General features: G+C 24.3%; 18 protein-coding genes and 1 tRNA gene. 7 read left to right on the plus strand and 12 right to left on the minus strand.

Annotated elements, in window-relative coordinates:
• Positions 1 to 125: 125 nt before the first annotated feature.
• The 4 genes from ACQW0Y_RS02255 to ACQW0Y_RS02270 form a co-directional block, all read right to left on the minus strand.
• Positions 126 to 1,997 carry a hypothetical protein gene (locus tag ACQW0Y_RS02255; protein WP_427867559.1) on the minus strand — a complete coding sequence of 624 codons (1,872 nt, stop codon included), beginning with the start codon at positions 1,995 to 1,997 and terminating at the stop codon, positions 126 to 128.
• 232 nt (positions 1,998 to 2,229) lie between these two features.
• Entirely contained in the window at positions 2,230 to 3,213 is a 984-nt protein-coding gene (locus tag ACQW0Y_RS02260; RefSeq protein WP_427867560.1) for a hypothetical protein, read from the minus strand.
• 92 nt (positions 3,214 to 3,305) lie between these two features.
• Positions 3,306 to 4,097, minus strand: a complete 792-nt coding sequence (locus ACQW0Y_RS02265) for a hypothetical protein (protein ID WP_427867561.1) — start codon at positions 4,095 to 4,097, stop codon at positions 3,306 to 3,308.
• Positions 4,098 to 4,302: 205 nt separating this feature from the next.
• Positions 4,303 to 5,637: a hypothetical protein gene (locus ACQW0Y_RS02270; RefSeq protein WP_427867562.1), complete on the minus strand. Its 1,335-nt coding sequence runs from the start codon at positions 5,635 to 5,637 to the stop codon at positions 4,303 to 4,305.
• Between the two features lie 16 nt (positions 5,638 to 5,653).
• Here ACQW0Y_RS02270 and ACQW0Y_RS02275 point away from each other — a divergent pair, with 16 nt between their 5' ends.
• Positions 5,654 to 5,941, plus strand: a complete 288-nt coding sequence (locus ACQW0Y_RS02275; protein ID WP_427867563.1) for a hypothetical protein — start codon at positions 5,654 to 5,656, stop codon at positions 5,939 to 5,941.
• Between the two features lie 65 nt (positions 5,942 to 6,006).
• Here ACQW0Y_RS02275 and ACQW0Y_RS02280 read toward each other — a convergent pair whose 3' ends face one another.
• From ACQW0Y_RS02280 to metK, 3 genes are all read right to left on the minus strand, one after another.
• Positions 6,007 to 6,156: a hypothetical protein gene (locus tag ACQW0Y_RS02280; RefSeq protein ID WP_427867564.1), complete on the minus strand. Its 150-nt coding sequence runs from the start codon at positions 6,154 to 6,156 to the stop codon at positions 6,007 to 6,009.
• A 472-nt stretch (positions 6,157 to 6,628) separates the two neighbouring features.
• A tRNA-Trp gene (locus ACQW0Y_RS02285) sits at positions 6,629 to 6,702 on the minus strand.
• 26 nt (positions 6,703 to 6,728) lie between these two features.
• Entirely contained in the window at positions 6,729 to 7,868 is a 1,140-nt protein-coding gene (gene metK / locus ACQW0Y_RS02290) for a methionine adenosyltransferase (RefSeq protein ID WP_427867565.1), read from the minus strand.
• A 363-nt stretch (positions 7,869 to 8,231) separates the two neighbouring features.
• On the opposite strand from metK, the gene ychF reads away from it, so the two are divergent.
• Entirely contained in the window at positions 8,232 to 9,335 is a 1,104-nt protein-coding gene (ychF, locus tag ACQW0Y_RS02295) for a redox-regulated ATPase YchF (protein WP_427867566.1), read from the plus strand.
• Positions 9,336 to 9,359: 24 nt separating this feature from the next.
• Here ychF and ACQW0Y_RS02300 read toward each other — a convergent pair whose 3' ends face one another.
• From ACQW0Y_RS02300 to ACQW0Y_RS02315, 4 genes are all read right to left on the minus strand, one after another.
• Positions 9,360 to 9,713, minus strand: a complete 354-nt coding sequence (locus ACQW0Y_RS02300; protein ID WP_427867567.1) for a hypothetical protein — start codon at positions 9,711 to 9,713, stop codon at positions 9,360 to 9,362.
• 1,120 nt (positions 9,714 to 10,833) lie between these two features.
• Positions 10,834 to 11,814, minus strand: coding sequence for an aspartate--ammonia ligase (gene asnA, locus ACQW0Y_RS02305; RefSeq protein WP_427867568.1), 981 nt, complete (start codon positions 11,812 to 11,814; stop codon positions 10,834 to 10,836).
• Between the two features lie 100 nt (positions 11,815 to 11,914).
• Entirely contained in the window at positions 11,915 to 13,834 is a 1,920-nt protein-coding gene (locus tag ACQW0Y_RS02310) for a hypothetical protein (RefSeq protein WP_427867569.1), read from the minus strand.
• A 195-nt stretch (positions 13,835 to 14,029) separates the two neighbouring features.
• Positions 14,030 to 15,223, minus strand: a complete 1,194-nt coding sequence (locus ACQW0Y_RS02315; protein WP_427867570.1) for a phosphoglycerate kinase — start codon at positions 15,221 to 15,223, stop codon at positions 14,030 to 14,032.
• A 126-nt stretch (positions 15,224 to 15,349) separates the two neighbouring features.
• Between ACQW0Y_RS02315 and ACQW0Y_RS02320 the strand changes: the two genes are divergently transcribed.
• From ACQW0Y_RS02320 to tuf, 3 genes are all read left to right on the plus strand, one after another.
• The gene (locus tag ACQW0Y_RS02320) at positions 15,350 to 15,748 is read left to right on the plus strand and encodes a hypothetical protein (RefSeq protein ID WP_427867571.1); all 399 of its coding nucleotides are present in this window, start codon (positions 15,350 to 15,352) and stop codon (positions 15,746 to 15,748) included.
• A gap of 34 nt (positions 15,749 to 15,782) precedes the next feature.
• Positions 15,783 to 16,361 (plus strand): diadenylate cyclase, encoded by a 579-nt coding sequence (locus tag ACQW0Y_RS02325; protein WP_427867572.1) that lies wholly within the window; start codon positions 15,783 to 15,785, stop codon positions 16,359 to 16,361.
• Between the two features lie 368 nt (positions 16,362 to 16,729).
• Complete coding sequence (tuf, locus tag ACQW0Y_RS02330) at positions 16,730 to 17,923, plus strand: elongation factor Tu (RefSeq protein ID WP_427867573.1); 1,194 nt, start codon at positions 16,730 to 16,732, stop codon at positions 17,921 to 17,923.
• Positions 17,924 to 17,981: 58 nt separating this feature from the next.
• Here tuf and rmuC read toward each other — a convergent pair whose 3' ends face one another.
• Positions 17,982 to 19,481 (minus strand): DNA recombination protein RmuC, encoded by a 1,500-nt coding sequence (gene rmuC, locus ACQW0Y_RS02335; protein WP_427867574.1) that lies wholly within the window; start codon positions 19,479 to 19,481, stop codon positions 17,982 to 17,984.
• A 65-nt stretch (positions 19,482 to 19,546) separates the two neighbouring features.
• On the opposite strand from rmuC, the gene ACQW0Y_RS02340 reads away from it, so the two are divergent.
• Both ACQW0Y_RS02340 and ACQW0Y_RS02345 read left to right on the plus strand, forming a co-directional pair.
• Positions 19,547 to 20,287 (plus strand): hypothetical protein, encoded by a 741-nt coding sequence (locus ACQW0Y_RS02340; protein WP_427867575.1) that lies wholly within the window; start codon positions 19,547 to 19,549, stop codon positions 20,285 to 20,287.
• A gap of 25 nt (positions 20,288 to 20,312) precedes the next feature.
• Positions 20,313 to 21,209, plus strand: coding sequence for an HAD-IIB family hydrolase (locus ACQW0Y_RS02345; protein ID WP_427867576.1), 897 nt, complete (start codon positions 20,313 to 20,315; stop codon positions 21,207 to 21,209).
• The last annotated feature ends 2 nt before the right edge of the window (positions 21,210 to 21,211 follow it).

Raw genomic sequence — 21,211 nt, forward strand, 5'->3', positions numbered from 1 at the left:
TTTATTAGATATTTTTTTATATTAATTAAATTGTATTTATTATAAATAATAAAATTTTTATATCAATAAAAAAATCAAAATATTATAAAAGCAAGGGTAAATATTATTACACTTGCTTTTTATTATTAGATTTGAGAATCTAGGAATTCTAAAAATTTATTCACATTTTCTTCAACTTTATCAATATCATCAGTTAATGATAGTTTATATATTTCTAAAACTAGAGGTTCTTTTATTAATGTATCTATATTTTTATTAACATTACTTATATAACTTTTCATATAGTTATATCTCTTATTGGCTTTTTCACGATTTGAATTATGTGTGATAAAGTAGTCTTCATATCTATCGAAAATAAGGTCACGATTTATTTGTTGATATAAATGACGTATTATTTTTTCATAAATATCATATAGTTTAATTTTTTCATCTTTTTCTTTTGTTGAAAGAAATCTATTAAAAAAGTTAATTAAACTAAATGCTGGTGTTTTATCCTCATTAAAATAAGAGCTATTCATTTTTTCATACAAATTAATGTAGCTATATCTAAAAAATGGATTGAGGTTATCTTCATAAACATCGCCTTCAAAATAAAAAATATTAGCAAGTATATATTTATCTTTATGTTTATCGATTCTATAAAATCTATTTAGTTCATATTCTTCTTGATTAGTTTCTAATTCTTTTTCTGATTTTTCTTCGTGCTTTTTAATTCTGCTAGCATTTCAATCGCCATCAGTAATATCAGTTGCTTCAGTTTCAAGAAAGTTTAATCCACTTTGATCTACAGGAACTACTTGATATGAATATAAATAGGATGACAGTGAACTTAGTCTTGAATCAAAAAATTTATTAGGTTCACCTTTACTAGTATATGTTTTTTGGGTATATAAATATTCATCATATAATATATCTTTATCATCATCAAATCAATTACTCATAAAATTATTTAATACATTTTTAAATTTTTGAATTTCCTTTTTGGTTGCTGAGTAAATTACTGATTGCATATTTAGTGATAAAAAACGTTTGTAATTATTTTTTTTGTCATGTTGTTTATTGTTTTCTTCATCATTTAATTCCTTATCACTTCTTAAAACTTCTTCAGAACCAAAATTCTTAGCATAGTTATCTAAATAATTTTCTAAAAGATCTTTCTTTAGCTCAAATAATTCAGTTATATCATTTTTTTCTTTGTTAACACTTTCTAAGCTAACTGCATCTAAAAAATTAGGTTTATTTAAATATTTAATAGGTTCATCAGTTTTTGCTACTTCTGATAAATTACTATCATAATATTCTTTTTTATTTGAAGTGATAACATCATAATTATCTATATAATTTACAATTTCATTAGTTTGATTTATATCGTGAAAATCACCTAAAATAGTTTGTTTAGCATTAGTTGAATAATAAATTGTAGATTTTAAATTTGTAAAAAACTTTTTAACTTTAAGAATAGTTTGATATTCTTTAACAAATTGTGAAATTTTGGTGAATTTTTCTATTTTGATTAAGAAGGCATTTTTATTATTTTGAGAAAAGTTATCATCATTTAATTGATCTTCCAAATATTTTTTTGCTTTCTTAATAATATTTGCATTAGCTTCAGGAAGAATATTATGTTCAATAGGTTTTGGCATAATAACTTTTCTATTAGGTTCAAATTCGATATTTTCAAAATCTTTATCGCTAAATTGAGAATTTAAAATATCAAAATCTAGTTCCCTTGATTCAATATTTAAATTTTGAATTTTGTTTTCTAAAGTTATTAAATCTTCAAAACTAGTGAAAGGATTATTAGTATCACTTTGACTTAAGGTTAAATAAGCACCACGATTTAATCTTATTAGTCTTTCAATAAATGGATTTACAATTTTTTCTTCTCTTTTTAAGTTGCAACCATTAACAAATGTTATTGCTGATGCAATAAAAGTTGTAGTTGCTGCTACAACTATTAAACCTGATAAAATTCTGCGTTTGCTTGAATTTCTCATAGTTAAAACTCCTTTCTTATAAAAGTTTTTAATTCATTTATTTTTTGTATTAGTTTTATATATTATTTTTAATTTTAAAATTTGAAATTTCTTCTAAATTTTTAAATTGTGCTATAAATTATATAACTAGTTGAAAAAAAACAAAAAAAAACGATTTTTTTTGATAAAAAATGATATAGAAAAAATATGAATCTTAAATTTTTGGATAAATCTAAGATTCATATTTTTATAATTATTGGATTTTTGAATCTAGGAATTCTAGAAACTTATTAAAGTTTTCATCAACTTTATCAATATCGTCAGTTAATGATAATTTATACATTTCTAAAACTAAAGGTTCTTTTATTAATATATCAATGTTTTTATCAATAGTATTTATATAATTTGAGATATAGTTATATCTTTTGTTAGCTTTTTCGCGATCTGCATTATGAGCTATAAAGTAGTCACGATAATGATCAAAGATAACATCACGGTTTATATGTTGATATAGAAGTCTTGCAATTTTTACTTGTATTTCATATAATTTGATTTTTTCTTCTTTTTCTTTCACAAAAAGATTTTTATTAAAGAAACGAATTAGACCAAAAGCTGGAGTTCTATCATATTCGAAAAATGATTGTGCGTGATTTTTATAAAGATTAATGTAATAAAACCTAAAGAAAGGATTAATAACTTCATCATTATTATTAAATGTATGAATATTTACAAGAATATATTTGTCATTATATCTATCTAAGTGAGTTGGCATATCAGGTCCACCTACACCATCTTCATCACTTGCATCTTCATCTATTGCAATTTTTTCACTATTTTCTTCATCGGTAGAATTAATAAATTGTTTTAAAGCTTCATCATAATATTCTTTAGTAAAAAATTCTTGTTGAAAAACATGAAGAACAAATGTGTTTTTTCAATAACTTTTTTCTCATTCATCATCACCTGCATAAAAATATTCTTTTGTTACATCTTTTGTTTTAACATTTCAATTAGTTATAAAGTTATTTAAAAAATCTTTATATTTTATTATATCTTTTTTAGAAGCTGAAAAAATTAATGATTGCATTGCTAGAGAAATGTATTGTTTATAACCTTCTTGTTTAGGAGTGTTTGAATCAACATAAATATTAAATGCATGATCAAATGGCACATCTTCCTTATCGACATTTTCTTCAGAACTAAAATTCTTAGCATAGTTATCTAAATAATTTTCCAAAAGATCTTTCTTTAAATCAAATAATTCAGTTATATCATTTTTTTCTTTATTAACACTCTCCAGACTAATTGCATCTAGGAAATTAGGTCTATTTAAATATTTAATAGGTTCATCAGTTTTTGCTTCTTCTGATAAATTGCATCATAATATTCTTTTTTATTTGAAGTGATAACATCATAATTATCTATATAATTTACAATTTCATTAGTTTGATTTATATCGTGAAAATCACCTAAAATAGTTTGTTTAGCATTAGTTGAATAATAAATAGATGAATCTAAGCTAGCAAAAAATTCTTTTACTTTTAAAATAGATTGATATTCATCTTTGAATTGCAAAATATTTCTAAATGTTGCAATATTTTCTAAATATGCATTTTTGTTATTTTCTGAAAAATTAGAATTATTTAGTTCATTTTCTAAATATCTTTTTGCAACCTTAATAATATTATCTTTTGCTTCAGAAAGGATGTTTTCATTAATTGCTTGTGGCATAATAACTTTTTTTCCAGTTTCAAATTCAACATTTTTAAAGTCTTTTTCACTAAATTGCGAATTTGAAATTTCTGCACCTAATTCACTGGCTTCAGCTTGTAATGCCACTATTTTCTTTTCTAAATCAATCAAATTCTCAAAATTAGTAAAAGGATTATCCTTATTTGTTTGTTTTGATATTGCATCAGTATCACGATTTAATTTAATCAATCTTTCAATAAAAGGGTTTGATTCTTTATCTTTATCATCCTTTTCATCTTTCTCGGTATTATCTTTGATTTTTTTAGTGTTGCAGCCTTTTGTAAAAAAGACAGCCAAAGCAACAAAAGAAGTTAATGCTGCGCTAGTAATTAATCCTGCTAAAATCTTACGTTTAGTTGACTTTTTCATATTTTAACCTTCTTAGATTATAAATACTTAATTTGTTTAGGTTTTATAAGTTTTCTTTTTAAATTTATATTTTTTTCTTTTTATTTCTTGAATGTTTCTTTCATTTATTATTTTATTACTTTTAGAAAAAACCCTTAAAAAGAAGCCAAAAAAACTAAAAAAATAGAGCTTAAGTATATTAAATACTTAAGTTCTATTTTTATTATTATTGTAGTTTTGAATCTAAGAATTCTAAGAATTTATTAACATTTTCATCTACCTTGTTAATATCATTTGTTAAAGATAATTCATGGAATTTAATAACAACTGGATCTTTTAATAATTCATTAATGTCTTCAGGTAAATTATTTACATGGTTTGATAAAAATTCATATCTTTTATTTGATTTTTCTTTATCAATGTTATTGTGTGTAAAATAATCTGAATAATGATCAAAAATTTCTTTTGAGTTAATATTTAAAAATATTTTATCAATTATGGCTTCGTGAATTTTTACACTTTCAATATTTTCTATATATGCTTTATGATATGCAGTTGATTGATGGCCTTCAGCTATTTCTTCATTTAAACTTGTTGGAGTAGGGAAAAAGTTAATTAATGAAAAACCTTCACTACTATCAAAAGATTCTAATCCCTTAGCCTTGCTAAGATCAAAAATTGATATTGACTTTCTTCTAAAAATTGGGTGAATTTTTTCACTTTGATTTTTATGGCTTGAAAATAAAACTAATATTTTTTTATTATTATATTCTTTTAAAGTATAATAATCATATTCATAATAACGGCCATTACCGTTATGTGTTACACCATTTTCAATATTGCTAATATCATTTTCATTTAAATCAAAATCACTCTCATAAGTTGTCTCAGGGTATTCTTTATCAAAATATCACATTGAATTAACATAAATAGGATGTATTATCTCTTGAATTGCTCTTTGAAATTTAGTAGTGTTTTCTTCAATGGCATAAGCCGATAAAAAACCTGCAAACTTAGTAAAATCATCTTTTTTGTTAGCTTCTAATGCATTCATTAACATTTTCTTAAACTTTTCTATTTCATCTTTATTAGTGCTAAACAAAATATTTTGAAGATTTCTTGCTATAACCCTTCTTGCTTTAAATTCTGATCTAGATTTAGAAATCTCTGTATTATAATTAACCTTTTTTCTTAAAACATTTCTAACATATTTAGGTAAATATTCTTCGATTACTTCTTTTTTAAGTTCATTTACTTCTGAAATATTGTTAATTAATTCAGTTATTTTTTCAATATTAACTGCATCTAAAAAATCTTGCTTATTTAAAGTTTCGATTACTTTGTCAATTTCTTGTTCATCTGTTAAATAATTATCATAAAAATCTTTTTTAATTAAAGAAGTATATTGATAACTTTCAATAAAGTTTTCTATTCTTTCTTTATCTGTTAATTTGTCAAATTCACTCTTAATAAAATCTTTTGATTTATTTGAATAGTAAATTGAATCTTTTAATTCATTTTTAAAATCATTAATTGATTTTATTAATTTAATTGCATTCATTACTTCTTCAACGTTTGTGCTTTCGTTAATTTTTTGTTTTGCTTCATTAACTAAATTAGCATCAACATCATTAACTTCACTTGCAATTTTATTACCTACAATTTTAGCATTTTCTAATATATTTGCTAAAGCAGGAGTTAAGTATTCTTCATTTAATTTTGTAGGTAATGATACTTTTTTATTTTCTTTGTATTCTAGATTTGCTAAATCTTCGCTTTTACTTTCTTCTTCAGCAATTTTGTTCTCTAATTCATTAGATTGATTTAGTAATCCATGAACTTCTTTTTCAAAATTAAGTAAATAATCTAGGGTAAGAAGTTCATCTTTTCTACTTGAATTTTCAAAAGCGTAGTTTGCTTTTTGATTTAATTAAATTAATCTATCTTCAACAGTTTTTTTATTTGATACTGTAACTTTTCTATTTGCACTTACAGCAAAAACAATTGCAGTTGAAATTGCAGCAATTGAACCGGTTACAGCAAAAGCTGTTAACAATCTTCTTTTATCTCTTTTGTTCATTTTCTATTTCCTTTTTTTTCCTTTTTTATCATTAAAAATCTTTTTAATAAATATACCTTATATAAAATATACCTTATATATGTATCATATATAATATATTCGAATATATTTTATAGATTTTTTAGCAATTTATGTATAAAAATGCAAAAAAAAGTAAAAAATAATGACTTTTTTAATAAATATGGTACGCAAATAGATTATTTATATTTTTAAACTAACATTTCATTGTTCTTAAAATATAAATAAAAATTCAAAAAATTTAAATATGTAATGCTTAAAATTTATTTAATAAAAAAACTAAATTAAAAAAACATTAAAAAACAAGAAGAAAACTTTAAAGAATAATATTTAAAAGTTTAATTATTTAGTTTTTAATTAAATTTTAAAAACCTCAAATGTTAAACCTAGTAATTTGGAAAAACATTTGAGGTTTTCTTAAAAGTTTGTTTTTTTATTTCAAATTATTTTGATATGGCAGGAGATGCAGGAATCGAACCCGCACAAATGGGTTTGGAGTCCATGGTTCTACCATTAAACTAATCTCCTAAAATATATATAAATTATAAATTAGTTTATATATATTTAAAAAAGTTTTCAATTTCTTGCACTTTATCAATTTTTTCTCAACTTAAATCTAAATCATTTCTACCAAAATGACCAAAAGTAGACGTTTGGAAATAAATTGGTTTTAATAAATCAAGAGTTTTGATTATTCCTTCAACACTTAAATCAAAAATTGCATAAATTGCTTTAATAATTTGTTCTTCGCTATGTTTTGAAGTATTAAATGTTTCAACAAAAATTGATTGAGGTCTTGGCAAACCAATCGCATAAGATAATTGAATTTCCACTTTTTTAGCAATTTTAGCTGCTACTAAATTTTTTGCAATGTATCTTGCCATATAAGCTGCAGAACGATCTATTTTTGTAGCATCTTTTCCTGAAAATGCTCCACCTCCATGTCTTGCAAAGCCGCCATATGTATCAACGATTATTTTTCTACCAGTTAATCCAGTGTCACCTACTGGCCCACCAATAACAAATCTTCCAGTAGGATTAATTAACAATTCATAATCTAAATTGAAATTATGTTTTGCTAAAACATAATTAACAATATTTTTTTGTATAAATTCTTTAAATTGATTGTAATCAAAATTTTCTTCATGTTGAATTGACATTAATACTTTCTTAATTGTATAGGTATTTAATTCATCATCATATTCAATTGTTACTTGGCTTTTCATATCTGATTTAGCAAAAGGAAACTTATTTTCTCTTCTTAAATTTTCTGCTCTTTTAACTAATTCATGAGATAAAATTAAAGCTCAAGGCATATAGTATTCATTTTCATCCGTAGCATAACCAAATAAAATTCCTTGATCACCAGCTCCTAATTCTTTATTATTATCCTTATCTACACCTTTGGCAATATCATCACTTTGTTTAGTAACACCATTAATTATTTTAAAATCATTTTTATTGTAACCTAAGTTTTTTAAAATTTTTCAGGCTTCATTTATTGCGTCTATTTTTGCATTTGTAGTAATTTGTCCACCAATGTAAATTAAATCATTATTTGCAATTACATCACAAGCAACTCTTGAATATTTATCTTGTGATAATGTTGCATCCAAAATTGCATCAGAAATTTGGTCGCAAATCTTATCAGGGTGACCTGCGCCTACTGATTCACTTGTTATTAATCTTTTCATATTTTTTATTCCTTTCTTTATGATTTTATTTTTTGTAATAATTAAAAATAAAAAACAACTTATTTAATAATAGTAAGTTGTTTTTTAATTAACATAAGCACTTAATGATACATGTTAGATTTTAAATCTCTGACTATCCACCTTATTTTTTAAAAAAACAGGTTGGCATGTTTCATCGCTGTCAAGCTAAACAACTCTATATGTATTTTTAATTATGCCAAGTATTATAACAATATTTTTTATTTATTTTAAAAATTAAATTAAATAAAAAATAAGTAATAATTTTTTTATTTAACAAAAGTTAATAAAAGATTAATTATTTTTTTAAAATTATTAATATTAAATAAATATGGAGGATAGATTATGTCTTTAAAAGCAGGTATTGTGGGATTACCTAATGTTGGGAAAAGTACATTATTTTCTGCGCTTACATTAAATGAGGCTGAATCAGCAAATTATGCCTTTACAACAATTGAACCTAATGTTGCTATTGTTAACTTAGAAGATGAGAGATTATATAAACTTGCAGAAATTGTTAATACCAAAAAAGTTGTTCCAGCAACATTTCAATTTGTTGATATTGCTGGTTTAGTTGAAGGAGCTTCAAAGGGTGAAGGTTTAGGGAATAAGTTTTTAGCTAATATTAGAGAGGTTGATGCTATTGTTCATGTAATAAGATGTTTTGAAAATGATGATATTGTCCACGTAAATAATAAAATTGATCCAATTCATGATTTACATATTATTAATTTAGAACTTATTTTAGCTGATTTGCAAGTTGTTGAAAACATATTAAATAGAATTGGCAAAAAAGCATTAAATTCAAAAGATGAAGAATTAAGAAAAGAATATAATTTACTTTTAAAAATTAAGGATTATTTACTTGAAGAAAAAATGCTTAAGAATATTGATTTTGATGAAGAAGAATTTTTATTAATTAAAAATTATCAATTTTTATCAATGAAGCCAACAATTTATGTTGCAAATTTAGATATTAATACTTATAAAAACATTAATGAATCGCAACACTTCTTAAAACTAAAAGCAGAAATCGAAAAAAATAATGAAGTTATAATTCCAATTTCTGTAAAAATCGAACATGAACTATCTTCATTTTCAAAAGAAGAAAAACAAATGTTTCTAAGTGAATATAATATTGAAAAATCTGGTTTAGACGAAATTATTTCAAAAAGTTTTTATATTTTAAATCAAGCGACTTATTTTACTGCTGGAGAAATCGAAGCCAGAGCTTGAGTTTTTAAAAACGGAATGAATGCAGCAGAATGTGCCGGAATTATACATACTGATTTTGAAAAGAAATTTGTTAAGGCTGAAGTTATTAAATACGAAGATTATATATTGTATAATGGCGAAAAAGGTGCCAAGGAAAATGGGAAAATGTCGCTTGAAGGAAGAAATTATTTAATGAAAGACGGCGATGTTTGTTATTTCAAAATAGCAAAATAAAAAAGCAAAATTTGCTTTTTTATTTTAACTTTCGGGATTATCGATTTTCTTCTTATCATCTAGAGACTTGACAATTACAAACTTAATTCCGCGATGTACATAAATTAGTTGTTGATTAAATTTTTTAAGTTCACCTACTTTTTTATTATTTCTTAATAATCTATATTCTATTTGAATTTTCTCATATTCTTTTAATTGAAAATCTAAACCTTTAATTAAATATTCTTTAATTTCATTATATTTATCGCTAGGTTCTAAATTAAGATCAGCTATTAATTTTTTTGCTTCTTCTGTTACTATTTCGATATCTTTAATATAGTTTTTATTGTCATAATAAATGTTTGCATAATGTTTAATATCTTCATTAATAGAAATCATAGAACTTATTACATTCTCAAACCATATTGTAATTTGTTCGTTAGTAAAATTAAATGAGATTTTATCCTCAATATATTCCTCGGTTAAATTATTTTTAATAAATCCAAATTTTTCAAAAATTACATCTGAAATTCTACTTTTATCAAGAGTCTTATCTTTAATATAATTATCAAACGTTTTTATAGGTCCTTTTAATACAGCTTCTTTTTCTTTTAATATTTCATTAGCAATGATTATTTTTCTTTTTGTTAGTGCTTCTTTTTGTTTCTCTTTTATTTTTCTAAAGATTTTTTATAAACTTCTAACTCATTTTCATTAGTTATATTTCTAACATCTTCTTTTGTTTTTCTTATTGAATATTCCAATATTAAAATTGCTTGGTCATAAGCATTTTTTATTACCTCATTTATTTTTGTTTCTTTTTTATAACTTTTTAGTCGGTCAAGTATTAATTCTGCTTTATCTAAATTTTTTCTATATTCTGTTTTTGCTTCTTTTAAGTTCTGTGTATTATCATCAAATATTTGTTTTTCATTTTTAGTTTCATTTAAAGCAATATTTAATAATTCAGTTGCTTCGTTATATTGTTCTTTTTTGCTACCATCATTAATGCTTTTAACTATTTGTTCTTTTTTAAAATTTAATTTGTTCTTAATTAAATAATACTTTAAATCTGATAAGTCATTAAGTAAATATAGATTAACTTCATTTAATTTTTCTAAATATTGTTTTTTACTTAGGTAATCTAAGTCTTGATTGTTTTCTTTTTTTGTTAAAAAACAACTTGCGTTGTAGCTATACTAATTGCCCCGGTTATTGCTCCTAGCGATAATAATATTTTGTCTGATCTTTCCATATTTTCCCTGTAATTTCAATCTTGTTTTTAAAACATATTGTATCTTAATAAAAAATAATTGCACTTAAATTAATTTTTTAATTCAAAAATGTAGCAAAAACAACACATTTTTAGTATTTTTTTTAAAAAAATATAATCATTTTGTTTTGATAACCTTATTTATTTAAATTTTGAAGAAAATAAAAATATGGCTCTTTTTACTTAAAATTTTTTTGTAAATAAACCATATTTTTTATATTTTAATAATAGAAAAGAAAGTAATTTTTATAAAAGAGTAATATCATTTTCAATTGCTTTCTTTTTTGTATCTTCATCTCAAACACTAACTTGAACTTCACCAATATGTTTTTTTTCCAATAAAAACATCGCAATTCTTGATTGTCCAATCCCCCCACCGATTGTTAGTGGTAATTTTTCTTCAATTATATTTTTATGGTAAGGGCTTATTTTTATAATTTCATTTTCTAATAAATTATATTGATTAATTAAAGCGGATTTATTAACCCTAATTCCCATACTACTTAATTCTAAGGCAATATCGTTAATTTCATCATATACAATTAAATCACCATTTAAGTTTCAATCATCATAATCTTTAGCTCTTTTTGAATGAGGTTTACCATCAGGAAGTAAATTACCAATTTTGTAAATAAAAATTGCTTTATATTTTTTTACTATTTGATATTCTCTTTCTTCTGGATTTAAATCTGGATATAAATTATATAAATCATTAGAATCAATAAAAGTAATCTTCTTAGGTAATTTATTACTTAAAACTGAATAAACTTTGTTAATTGTTTTTTCAGTAAACTTTAGACTTTTATAAATTTTTTTAACAATTGATTTTAAAAAAGCTAGATTTCGATCTTCATTTCTAATAACTAGTTCTCAATCTCATTGATCAACATAAAAAGAATGAGTTAAATCAATATCTTCTTGTTGTCTAATTGCATTCATATCAGTATAAATACCTTCATATAAACCAAAATTGTAACGAGATAAAGCATCCCTTTTTCATTTTGCTAAAGAATGGATAATTTCAATATTTTCATTAATATTTTTTGGTTTGAAAAAAACTGGTGTTTCGCCCGAAAGACCGTCATTCAATCCACTACTGCTTCTTAAAAATATCGGTGCTGAAACTCTAGTTAAATTTAAAGACTTTCTTAATTTATGTGAAAATATATCTTTTAGTTTTTCAATTGCAAATTGAGTTTCTTTTAGAGTTGATTTTAAATTTCTCATAGTTAAAATTTTAACAAAATATACAAATTATAAAATGAATAAAAAATAAAGTTCGATTTATTCTTCGAACTTTATTTACTAATAAATTTAATTACTAAAATTAGTTATTATCAACAGTGTTTTTTTCATTATTAGCTTCGTCTAGTGCTCGCGTTAAATCGCTTAATATTGTTTGATAAATTGTGGTTAATTGATTAACTTGGGTTATCTCTTTATTTTGAGAACTAATATAATTTTGTTTTGATGTTTGGTATCTATTTTTGTTTAAATTAATTTTTTCTTCTAACCTAGTTTTAATATCTTGGTATTTATCGTCATTCAATTGAGAGATTAATTGTTCTGCTTCTTCTAATTTAGTTAAAATTTCTTCTTCTCGTTCTTTTTCTAAGTAGTAGTCATAAGGATCATTATCTCTTATTTCTTCTAAAAACAGTATTGATTCCGTCATTGCTGAATATCATTTGCTAATTTCTGTTTCATTATTATCTAAAGAAATTTTTTGATCTAAGTATTCTTCTGAATTCACAAGTTTTACAAGATTTTCATATTTTTTAAATATTGAGTCTGAAAGTTGATTTCTGTCTATTTCTCCGGATTCTAATCTAGAATTAATTTCATTCTCTCAAGAATTTTTCAAGTCCTCGAAATTTGTTCTAATATTTGATTTTATTAATTCACTTCTTTTTGCTAAAGTATCTTCAATAGATTTAACTATTTTAGCTTTTGCTTCAGTATAAAGTTGTGTTTCATTCTCGGGTGTTGTGTTAGCAACACTTTGTTTCACTTCATCTCTAGTAGTTTCAAGTTCTTTTATTATTTTTCCTTTATTATAAATATGAGCACGTATTGTACCTTTTGTTGCTTTAAATCTACTAATTAAGTTTTCAAATTCAGCTAGTTTTCTATTGTATTGAATTCTTGGATTTGTTTCAGCATCAATATCGTCTTTTCCTCCTCTTGCTTTTTGAAGAGCTTCTTCTAATTCTTGGATTTTCTGATTATAAAAGTTAGTTTTTTCTTGAATATCAGTTAAAGTGCTACTTTGAACTTCATTTTTAATTCTTTCTAATTCTGTAGTTAATTTTTCTTTAACAGCATTGTATTTTTCTTCATTTAAATCCACATTTAGATATCCTTCAACTTCTAAAACTTTTGAATTATATCTTTCTTTGTTTTCTTGTAATATATCTATGTAATCTTTCTTATTTTGAAAAATTCTATCTGCTGTAGGTTTGAATAATTCCGAAAAATCTGATGGATCTTTTGGCTCTAGTGCTTCATTAATTTTTTCTACGGTATATTCACTAGATAAGTGTGCTTCAATTTCAGAAATTAGTTCATTATAATAGTCTTTATTTGCATTTTTTAATTCAGCCAATAAGTTTTCTATTCTATTTTTTATTCATTGAATTTTAGATAATTCTTTAACAATAACTTCTTCTTTTTCTTTTGTATTATATAAAAGATCATCTAATTTTTCAATAGCGTTATCATATAAAGATTGGGTCTTTAACTCTTGATTATAAATAGCATTATTTATCGCTTCCTTTTCAGCTATTAAATTATCTCTTAAAGCTTTAATTCTTTTAATTTCTACACGTGATAAATAAGTATTTTCATATTCCGAAAGTTCTAAAAGTTTTTTATCAGCTTTTGCTTTTTTATTTAAAGCTTTATCAATTGCTTCTTGTAATGAATTAATAGCATTTGTATAATCAACTTCATTGCTTTCATTTGTAATAGTTTTAGAAATTTCATCTTTTGAGTTATCTAGTTCGCTTCTAATATCTTGATATTTATTGTGTTTTAAATCATTATGTAATAATGTTTCAACTTCATTTAATTTTTCTGAATATTTATGTTTATTTAAAATACTGAAGTCTGTATTTTGATTTGCAGGGGTAACATTATCATTTGCAACATTTTTTGAAAGTAATGTTGTGGTTGTAATTGTTAATGCGGTAGCAGCTAAAGCACCCGAAATACCTAAGACCATTAACAATTTTTTAGATCTTTTCATTTTCTATTTTTCTCCTCTTATTCTTTTTTCAGTTTTATTTTATTACTTTTTTAAAAAAACATAAAAAAAACGCTTAAATTTTATTCAAAATTCAAGTTTTTTAATTTTAAAATAAAAAATAAAGGCTCTCAATAAAAATATTGAAAGCCTTTAAATTTGAAAAAATTTTAAAATTATATTTTCATTAATTAATTATTATTTGTCTTGAATTGCTTCAAATCCTGGCATTTTATTACCTTGGATAAATTCGATAGAAGCACCACCACCTGTTGATATAAAACTAAATTTAGATTGGTAACCTAATTTGTTAATTGCAGTAACTGAATCTCCACCACCAACAACTGAATATGCATCTTGGTTATTAGCAATTGCAATTGCAATCCCTTTAGTTCCATTTTCGAAGTTTTTAAATTCAGTTACACCAGCAGGACCATTTCAGAAAATGGTTTTAGCTGTTGAAATAACTTCATTAAATAGTTCTACTGATTGTGGACCAACATCAAGTCCCATATATCCATCAGGAATGTCGATATTATCTTTTGTTGTAAATGCAGGGAGTTTATCAGCAAATTCATCTGTGTATGCATTATCAATAGGTAAAACAATTTTATCTTTATATTCAACTAAGTATTGTTTTGCCATTTCAACCCTATCATCTTCACAAATTGATGTACCAATTTTGTGCCCTAAAGCCTTTTGGAAAGTATAAGCCATACCACCAACTACTAAAACCTTATCAGCAACGTGGAATAATTTTTCTAGAACTTTAATTTTGTCACTAACTTTAGCACCACCAACAATAGCAACAAATGGTCTTTCAAATCCATCTAGAATTTTTTCTAAATGTAGAACTTCGTCATTCATTAAAAATCCTAAAGCAGATTCTTTAACAAATTTAGCAATTCCAGCAGTTGAAGCGTGAGATCTATGAGAAGCTCCAAAAGCATCATTTACGTAAACATCTCCTAATGATGCTCAGTATTTTGCTAATTCATCACTATTACCTGATTCTGCCTTGTCATTTAAATCTTCAAAACGAGTATTTTCTAAGAAAATAATTTCACCTGGTTTTAAGTTTTTAGCAGCCTCTTCAACTTCATTTCCTCTTGTTGCAGGAACAAATTTAACTTCTTTACCTAAAATTTGTGAGAATTTTTCAACAACAACTTTTAAAGATTTGTTTGCTTTATCTTCTTCACTTTTAATTCTTCCTAAATGTGATAGCATGATTAAAGAAGCGCCATTATCTAAAATGTATTTAATTGTAGGAATGGCTGCATCAATTCTTTTAGTGTCCATAACAATTCCGTTTGATACAGGAACGTTAAAATCAACTCTTAAAATTACTTTTTTTCCTTTTAAATCAATATCCTTGATTGTTTTTTTCATTTTATCTCCTAATTTAATATAAAATTTTTAACGATATAGATAATTATAATAAAATTATTTTAATTAATAAATAATAGATAAAAAAAGTAATTTATCTAAATTTATATATGCTACTAAGGGGAAAATATGGCACAAAAGCAAAAAGATACAAGAACATTAAACTATGATCCAGAAAGCGATAGTATTTCAAGAATCATAACCGAGTTCCAGGCTTACAAAAAGAACGCTAAATTTTACAAAGAATATTCCGAAATGGAAATTTTTAATTTTTTTCAAAAAATGAGATTTATGAGCATCATGGACGAAAAAAATAAGGATTTAGTTAAAGAAACACAAAAAAGACAAGCTCAATTACAAATGAAATATCAAACATATGTTGAATTTGAAAATTGATCTGAATCACCTTTATCTTCTCCTGCTAAGCCAATTAGTAAAACAAAAAGAATATTAATTGTATTTTTTGTTATTTTAATTCAAAGCATTGTTTTAGGATTAATTATTTATTTAACAAAAAGAGCTTCTTAATTAATATAATAAAATAAATAAATGGAGGTATAAGATGAGTACGGCAGTATACATTACTTTGGCAATTGTTGTTTTAATAGCGCTTATAATTTCTATTAATTATATTATTGTTGCTGTTAATGCCACAAAGAAGAGTAAATCAATTAAGAAAACATTAGGAAATTCTACAAAAATAAGAATTATTTACCAATTAAAAGAAGCATTAGAACGATTAGCAAAGACTAAAACCGGAGCAATTATAACAATCGAAAACAATGATAATTTAGATGGTTTAAGAACCGATGGAATTATTTTAGATGCTAATATTTCTTCCTCAATTTTAATTTCAATTTTTAATAAGCATAGTCCACTTCATGATGGAGCTGTTGTTATAAGAAATAATAAAATTTACTATGTTGCAACATACTATAAAATTACCAAAAAATCTATTGATAATAAATATGGAGCAAGACACCGTGCTGGAATGGGGATTTCTGAAATGTGTGATGCCTCAACATTAATTGTTAGTGAAGAAAACGGGGGAATTACTCTAGCAGAAAACGGTGTTTTACAAGCAGTTCCAATCGAAAATCTTCAATCAGTTTTAGGAAGAATTTTAAAAGACTCTAATTAATTAGAGTTTTTTGTTTGCTTTTGTAAAGTTAAATTTTTTAAAAATAACCAAGCATTATAAAATATTTTTTTACCTAAAATTAAGAACAAAAATATAAACAATTTATTTTAATATGTTATTATAAGGATAAGCAAATAATATAATAAAAAAACAAACCTTATTTTTGGTAAAATTATTTGGATAAAAATTTTATTTTTGTTAAAATTATTTTTATTGCTAATTAACATTAAACGTATGTTTTTTTGGACAGGACATAGATGAAAGGCTATGCTTAGGTGGTTAAACGCGTTTAATCAAGATTTTCTAAATCTTATAAAATTAAAAATATCAAAACAAATATAAAAATATTTAATTAGAAAGGAATCAAAATGGCAAAATTAGATTTTGACCGTTCAAAAGCTCACGTTAACGTTGGTACAATCGGTCACGTTGACCACGGTAAAACAACATTAACAGCTGCTATCGCTACAGTTTTATCTAAAAAAGGTTTATCAGAAGCTAGAGACTATGCTTCTATCGACAACGCTCCTGAAGAAAAAGCACGTGGTATTACAATTAATACATCACACATCGAATACCAAACAGAAAAACGTCACTATGCTCACGTTGACTGTCCAGGTCACGCTGACTACGTTAAAAACATGATTACAGGTGCTGCTCAAATGGATGGTGCTATCTTAGTAGTTGCTGCTACAGATGGTCCTATGCCTCAAACACGTGAACACATTCTTTTAGCAAAACAAGTTGGTGTTCCTAAGATTGTTGTTTTCTTAAACAAAATTGACATGTTCAATGCTGATGAAAGAGAAGAAATGATCGGTTTAGTTGAAATGGATATCCGTGGATTACTAAACGAATACGGATTTGATGGAGACAACACACCAGTTATTGCTGGTTCAGCTCTAAAAGCATTACAAGGTGATGCAGAATACGAAGACAAAATTATGGAATTAATGGATGCTGTTGACTCATACATCGAAGAACCAAAACGTGAAACAGAAAAACCATTCTTAATGGCTATCGAAGACGTTTTCACAATCACAGGTCGTGGAACTGTTGCAACAGGTAGAGTTGAACGTGGTGTTTTAACACTAAACGAAGAAGTTGAAATCGTTGGTCTAAAACCAACCAAGAAAACAGTTGTTACTGGTATCGAAATGTTCAGAAAGAACTTAAAAGAAGCTCAAGCTGGAGATAACGCTGGTTTATTACTACGTGGTATTGACAGATCAGAAATCGAACGTGGTCAAGTTTTAGCAAAACCTAAAACAATCGTTCCTCACACAGAATTTGAAGCTACAGTTTACGTTCTTAAAAAAGAAGAAGGTGGACGTCACACACCATTCTTCCAAAACTATAAACCACAATTCTACTTCCGTACAACAGACGTTACTGGTGGTATCGCATTTATCGGACAACGTGAAATGGTTATGCCAGGGGATACAGTTGAATTAAAAGTTACTTTAATCGCTCCTATCGCTGTTGAAGAAGGTACAAGATTCTCAATCCGTGAAGGTGGTAGAACCGTTGGTGCCGGAACTGTAACAAAAATTACAAAATAATTTCCAATCAAAAAAATATGCTGCCAAAGCGGCAGCATATTTTTTGTTATTCATTTTACTAATCTTCAAAATTTTCTTCTGGTAATAGTTTTTCTTCTAAGTCTTTTTTAATTTCTATTTTTGAAATATTTAATTCTTTAGAGTTTTTATTAATTTTTTCAACTACAAGACGTGAATTTTTATATGCAATCTTAATCTTGTCCGAAGCATTATTAACTGATTTTAAACTTTCGATAATGTTATTATTCATATTCTTGTAATTAGTTTTAATTTCAACAAATAATCCCCTAATTTTATCGATATCCTTTGCCACTTTGAAATTTTGGTTTTGTAGAAATAAATTGTAAATAAAAGCTATTGTTAAAGTAGGACCTAATATAAATACATTATGATCAGTTAAAATTTTAGATGTAAAATCATATTCCTGAAGAATTGAAGAGTAAATGAATTCAGAAGGTACAAACATTAAAGCATAAGGTGTAGTTTTTTTATTAACATTAATGTATTTTTCACTAATACTTTTAGCCATTTCTTTAATACTATTTCTAAAAGCTTTAAGATTTTTTTCTTTTAATTCTTTATTTGTTTCATTTACATATTTATTTCATGAATCAAGCGGTAATTTGCTATCTATTGGGATAATTTGATCTACTTCTTCATTTTCTAATGTTTTTTGTTTTATTTTTATTGCAAAGTCAACTCTGGCATTATTTTTTGGATCTATATTGTATTGTTCGAATCATAATTTATCTTTTGAATCTGGAAAGTGGTTTTCAAAAATTTGTTTTAATGAAAATTCACCAAAATTTCCAATATATTTGTTGCTTGAAAATGCTTTGTTAAGATCAGTAACACTTTTTTGAATTGTACTAAACTCAGTCATTCCTTTATTCATTTCATCCATCGAAGTTTTGATGTTACTAAAATGTTCGTTAATTTGTTTTGTAAGTTTATCTTCAAAATGTTCATCAATTTTTGTTTTGATTTCTTCAAATCATTTTTTATTTCCATTTGAAATAGCATCAATTTTGTCATCAATTTTTTTACTTAATTTATTAGATAATTCATTAAATTCTGTACTTTGGTTTTTAATTTCTTGTTTTAAAAGATTGTTAATTGATAAAAAGTTACTATTTATTGTGTTAAATAAGTCTTTTTTATAATCATCATTATTCTTAATTAATTCATCTTTTTCTTCTTTACTTTGTTTTCTAAAAGATTGTTCAACGCTTAGAAATTTTTCATTTATATTAATAAATAATTTTTCTTTAAAGTTATTGTTATTTTCATTTAATGAACTTATAACTTCATTAAATTTTGTATTAATTTGTGATTCAATTGCTAATTTTTGATCACCTTGAAATTTAGTAAATAAAATTTCACTGTTTTGTTTAAAATCTTCTAAATATTTTTCATATTTAATATCTTCATTTTTTTCTAATGAAATTTCATTTTTTGTTTTATTTTTTCTATCAATAATTAAAAATAAAATTAAACCGATAATTGATAATAAAAGAATTGTTGTAATTACTAATGTAATTATTAAAATAATGTTCATATATTCTCCTTTTCCTATTTAATATTTAAATAATAAGCTAATTTATTATAAAATTTAATTTAATTATGAAAAAAAGAGTAAAAAAACTATTATTGACTTCTTTAACAACATTATCAATTTTACCTGCTGCATCTGTAGTTGTTTCTTGCCAAGATAAAAATCAAATAAAAAATGAGAATAGTGATAAAAATTTTGAAGAAATAAAAAATAAATATATTAATTTAACTTGAAATGATTTTTTATTATCAAAAGAAATGGAAAACCAAAAAAACTCATATAAAAATTTTTCATTTGAATCTTTTTTTGAGTGGAATAATAATGGAAAATTACAAAGTTTAGATAGCCTTGAAATAAATAATCAAACAGAGGATTTACATTCAAAAGAATCTATTAAAATAGATAATCCTGAGACTATGAATAATTTTTTATCTAATGAATTTAACTATTTAATAGACAAATATAATCAAAATAAAAACGAAGAAGATAAGTTGATTATTGTTTTTCGTAGCCAAAAATTACCAATGCCTGAAGCTTCAATACTAGTTTGAAGCTGATTAACAACAAAAAAACACTTAAATGATAGTAAAAACATTAATGAAATAAAATATTTGGAAAAGAATAAAACAGTCTTGTATGGTCATTGATTTTATAACGAAGAATATGAACAACAAAAAAGTTCTAATAAAGTTTGAAAAATATTAAGTTATACAGTGCCATCTATTGCTATTGGAGGATTATTTTTGTATATAATAATAGCAATATTAATTAAACGAAAAAAAGTAGCTTTTAAAAATAAGAAAAAATAAAAATATAATAAACAAAGGGGATGAAATGTACGCAATAACAAATAATAAAAAACCTGTTATTTTTTCTGATGTTGATGGAACACTTTACAAAAATTTTGACTTAAAAGAAGAAACTATAAAGGATATTTTATTTGCAGTTAATAATGGCGCTGATTTTAATATTTGTACAGGTAATCCTGTTCAAGAAAGAATGCTTGATTTAGCCCAAAAATTAAAAGTAAAATACTTACTTTGTTCTTCGGGTGGAGAAATCTATGATGTTGAAAAATCACAAGTTATTAAAAGTTGAAATATTGATTTTTCAATTTTAAAAGAAATAATTAGAGTTGCTAATAAAATGAATTTACAAGCAATTTTTTGAGATGATAAAAGTTATTTCTACCTAAAAGAAATACCAGAACTTACAAAAGAGGTTTTAAAACATCATTTTATTAGTCAAGATAAATTAACCTCAATTCCTAAATTTTGAAAAGGCGAAGAGATTAACCCAATAAAAATTGAGTTATATTCATTAGATGAACCATATTCACAAACATATCCACAAAAAATTTATAAACAAATAAAAAATTTAAAAGACAAAATTGAAATTATTCCCACACATTGTAATGTTGAAATAAATTATTTAGGAGTAAACAAGGGAACAGCAATAAAATGATTGGTTGAAAACCTTTATAATAAAGAAGATGTATTATTAAATGAAGTAATGACAATAGGCGATAGCAATAATGATGCATCAATGTTAAAATTAACAAATTATTCATATGCAATGGCAAATGCTACTAAGGAACCTTTATCAATAGCGAAATTATTTACAAGTGATGTGTGTCAAAATGGTTTAGGGGAAGCAATTTTAGATTACTTATATCGTTTAAAAAATATTGCTAGAAAACATATGTTACACGAATTTTTAGAAGGAGAATAAAA

The organism is Mycoplasmopsis arginini (assembly GCF_965278885.1).
Classification (GTDB): domain Bacteria; phylum Bacillota_I; class Bacilli_A; order Mycoplasmatales; family Metamycoplasmataceae; genus Metamycoplasma; species Metamycoplasma arginini_B.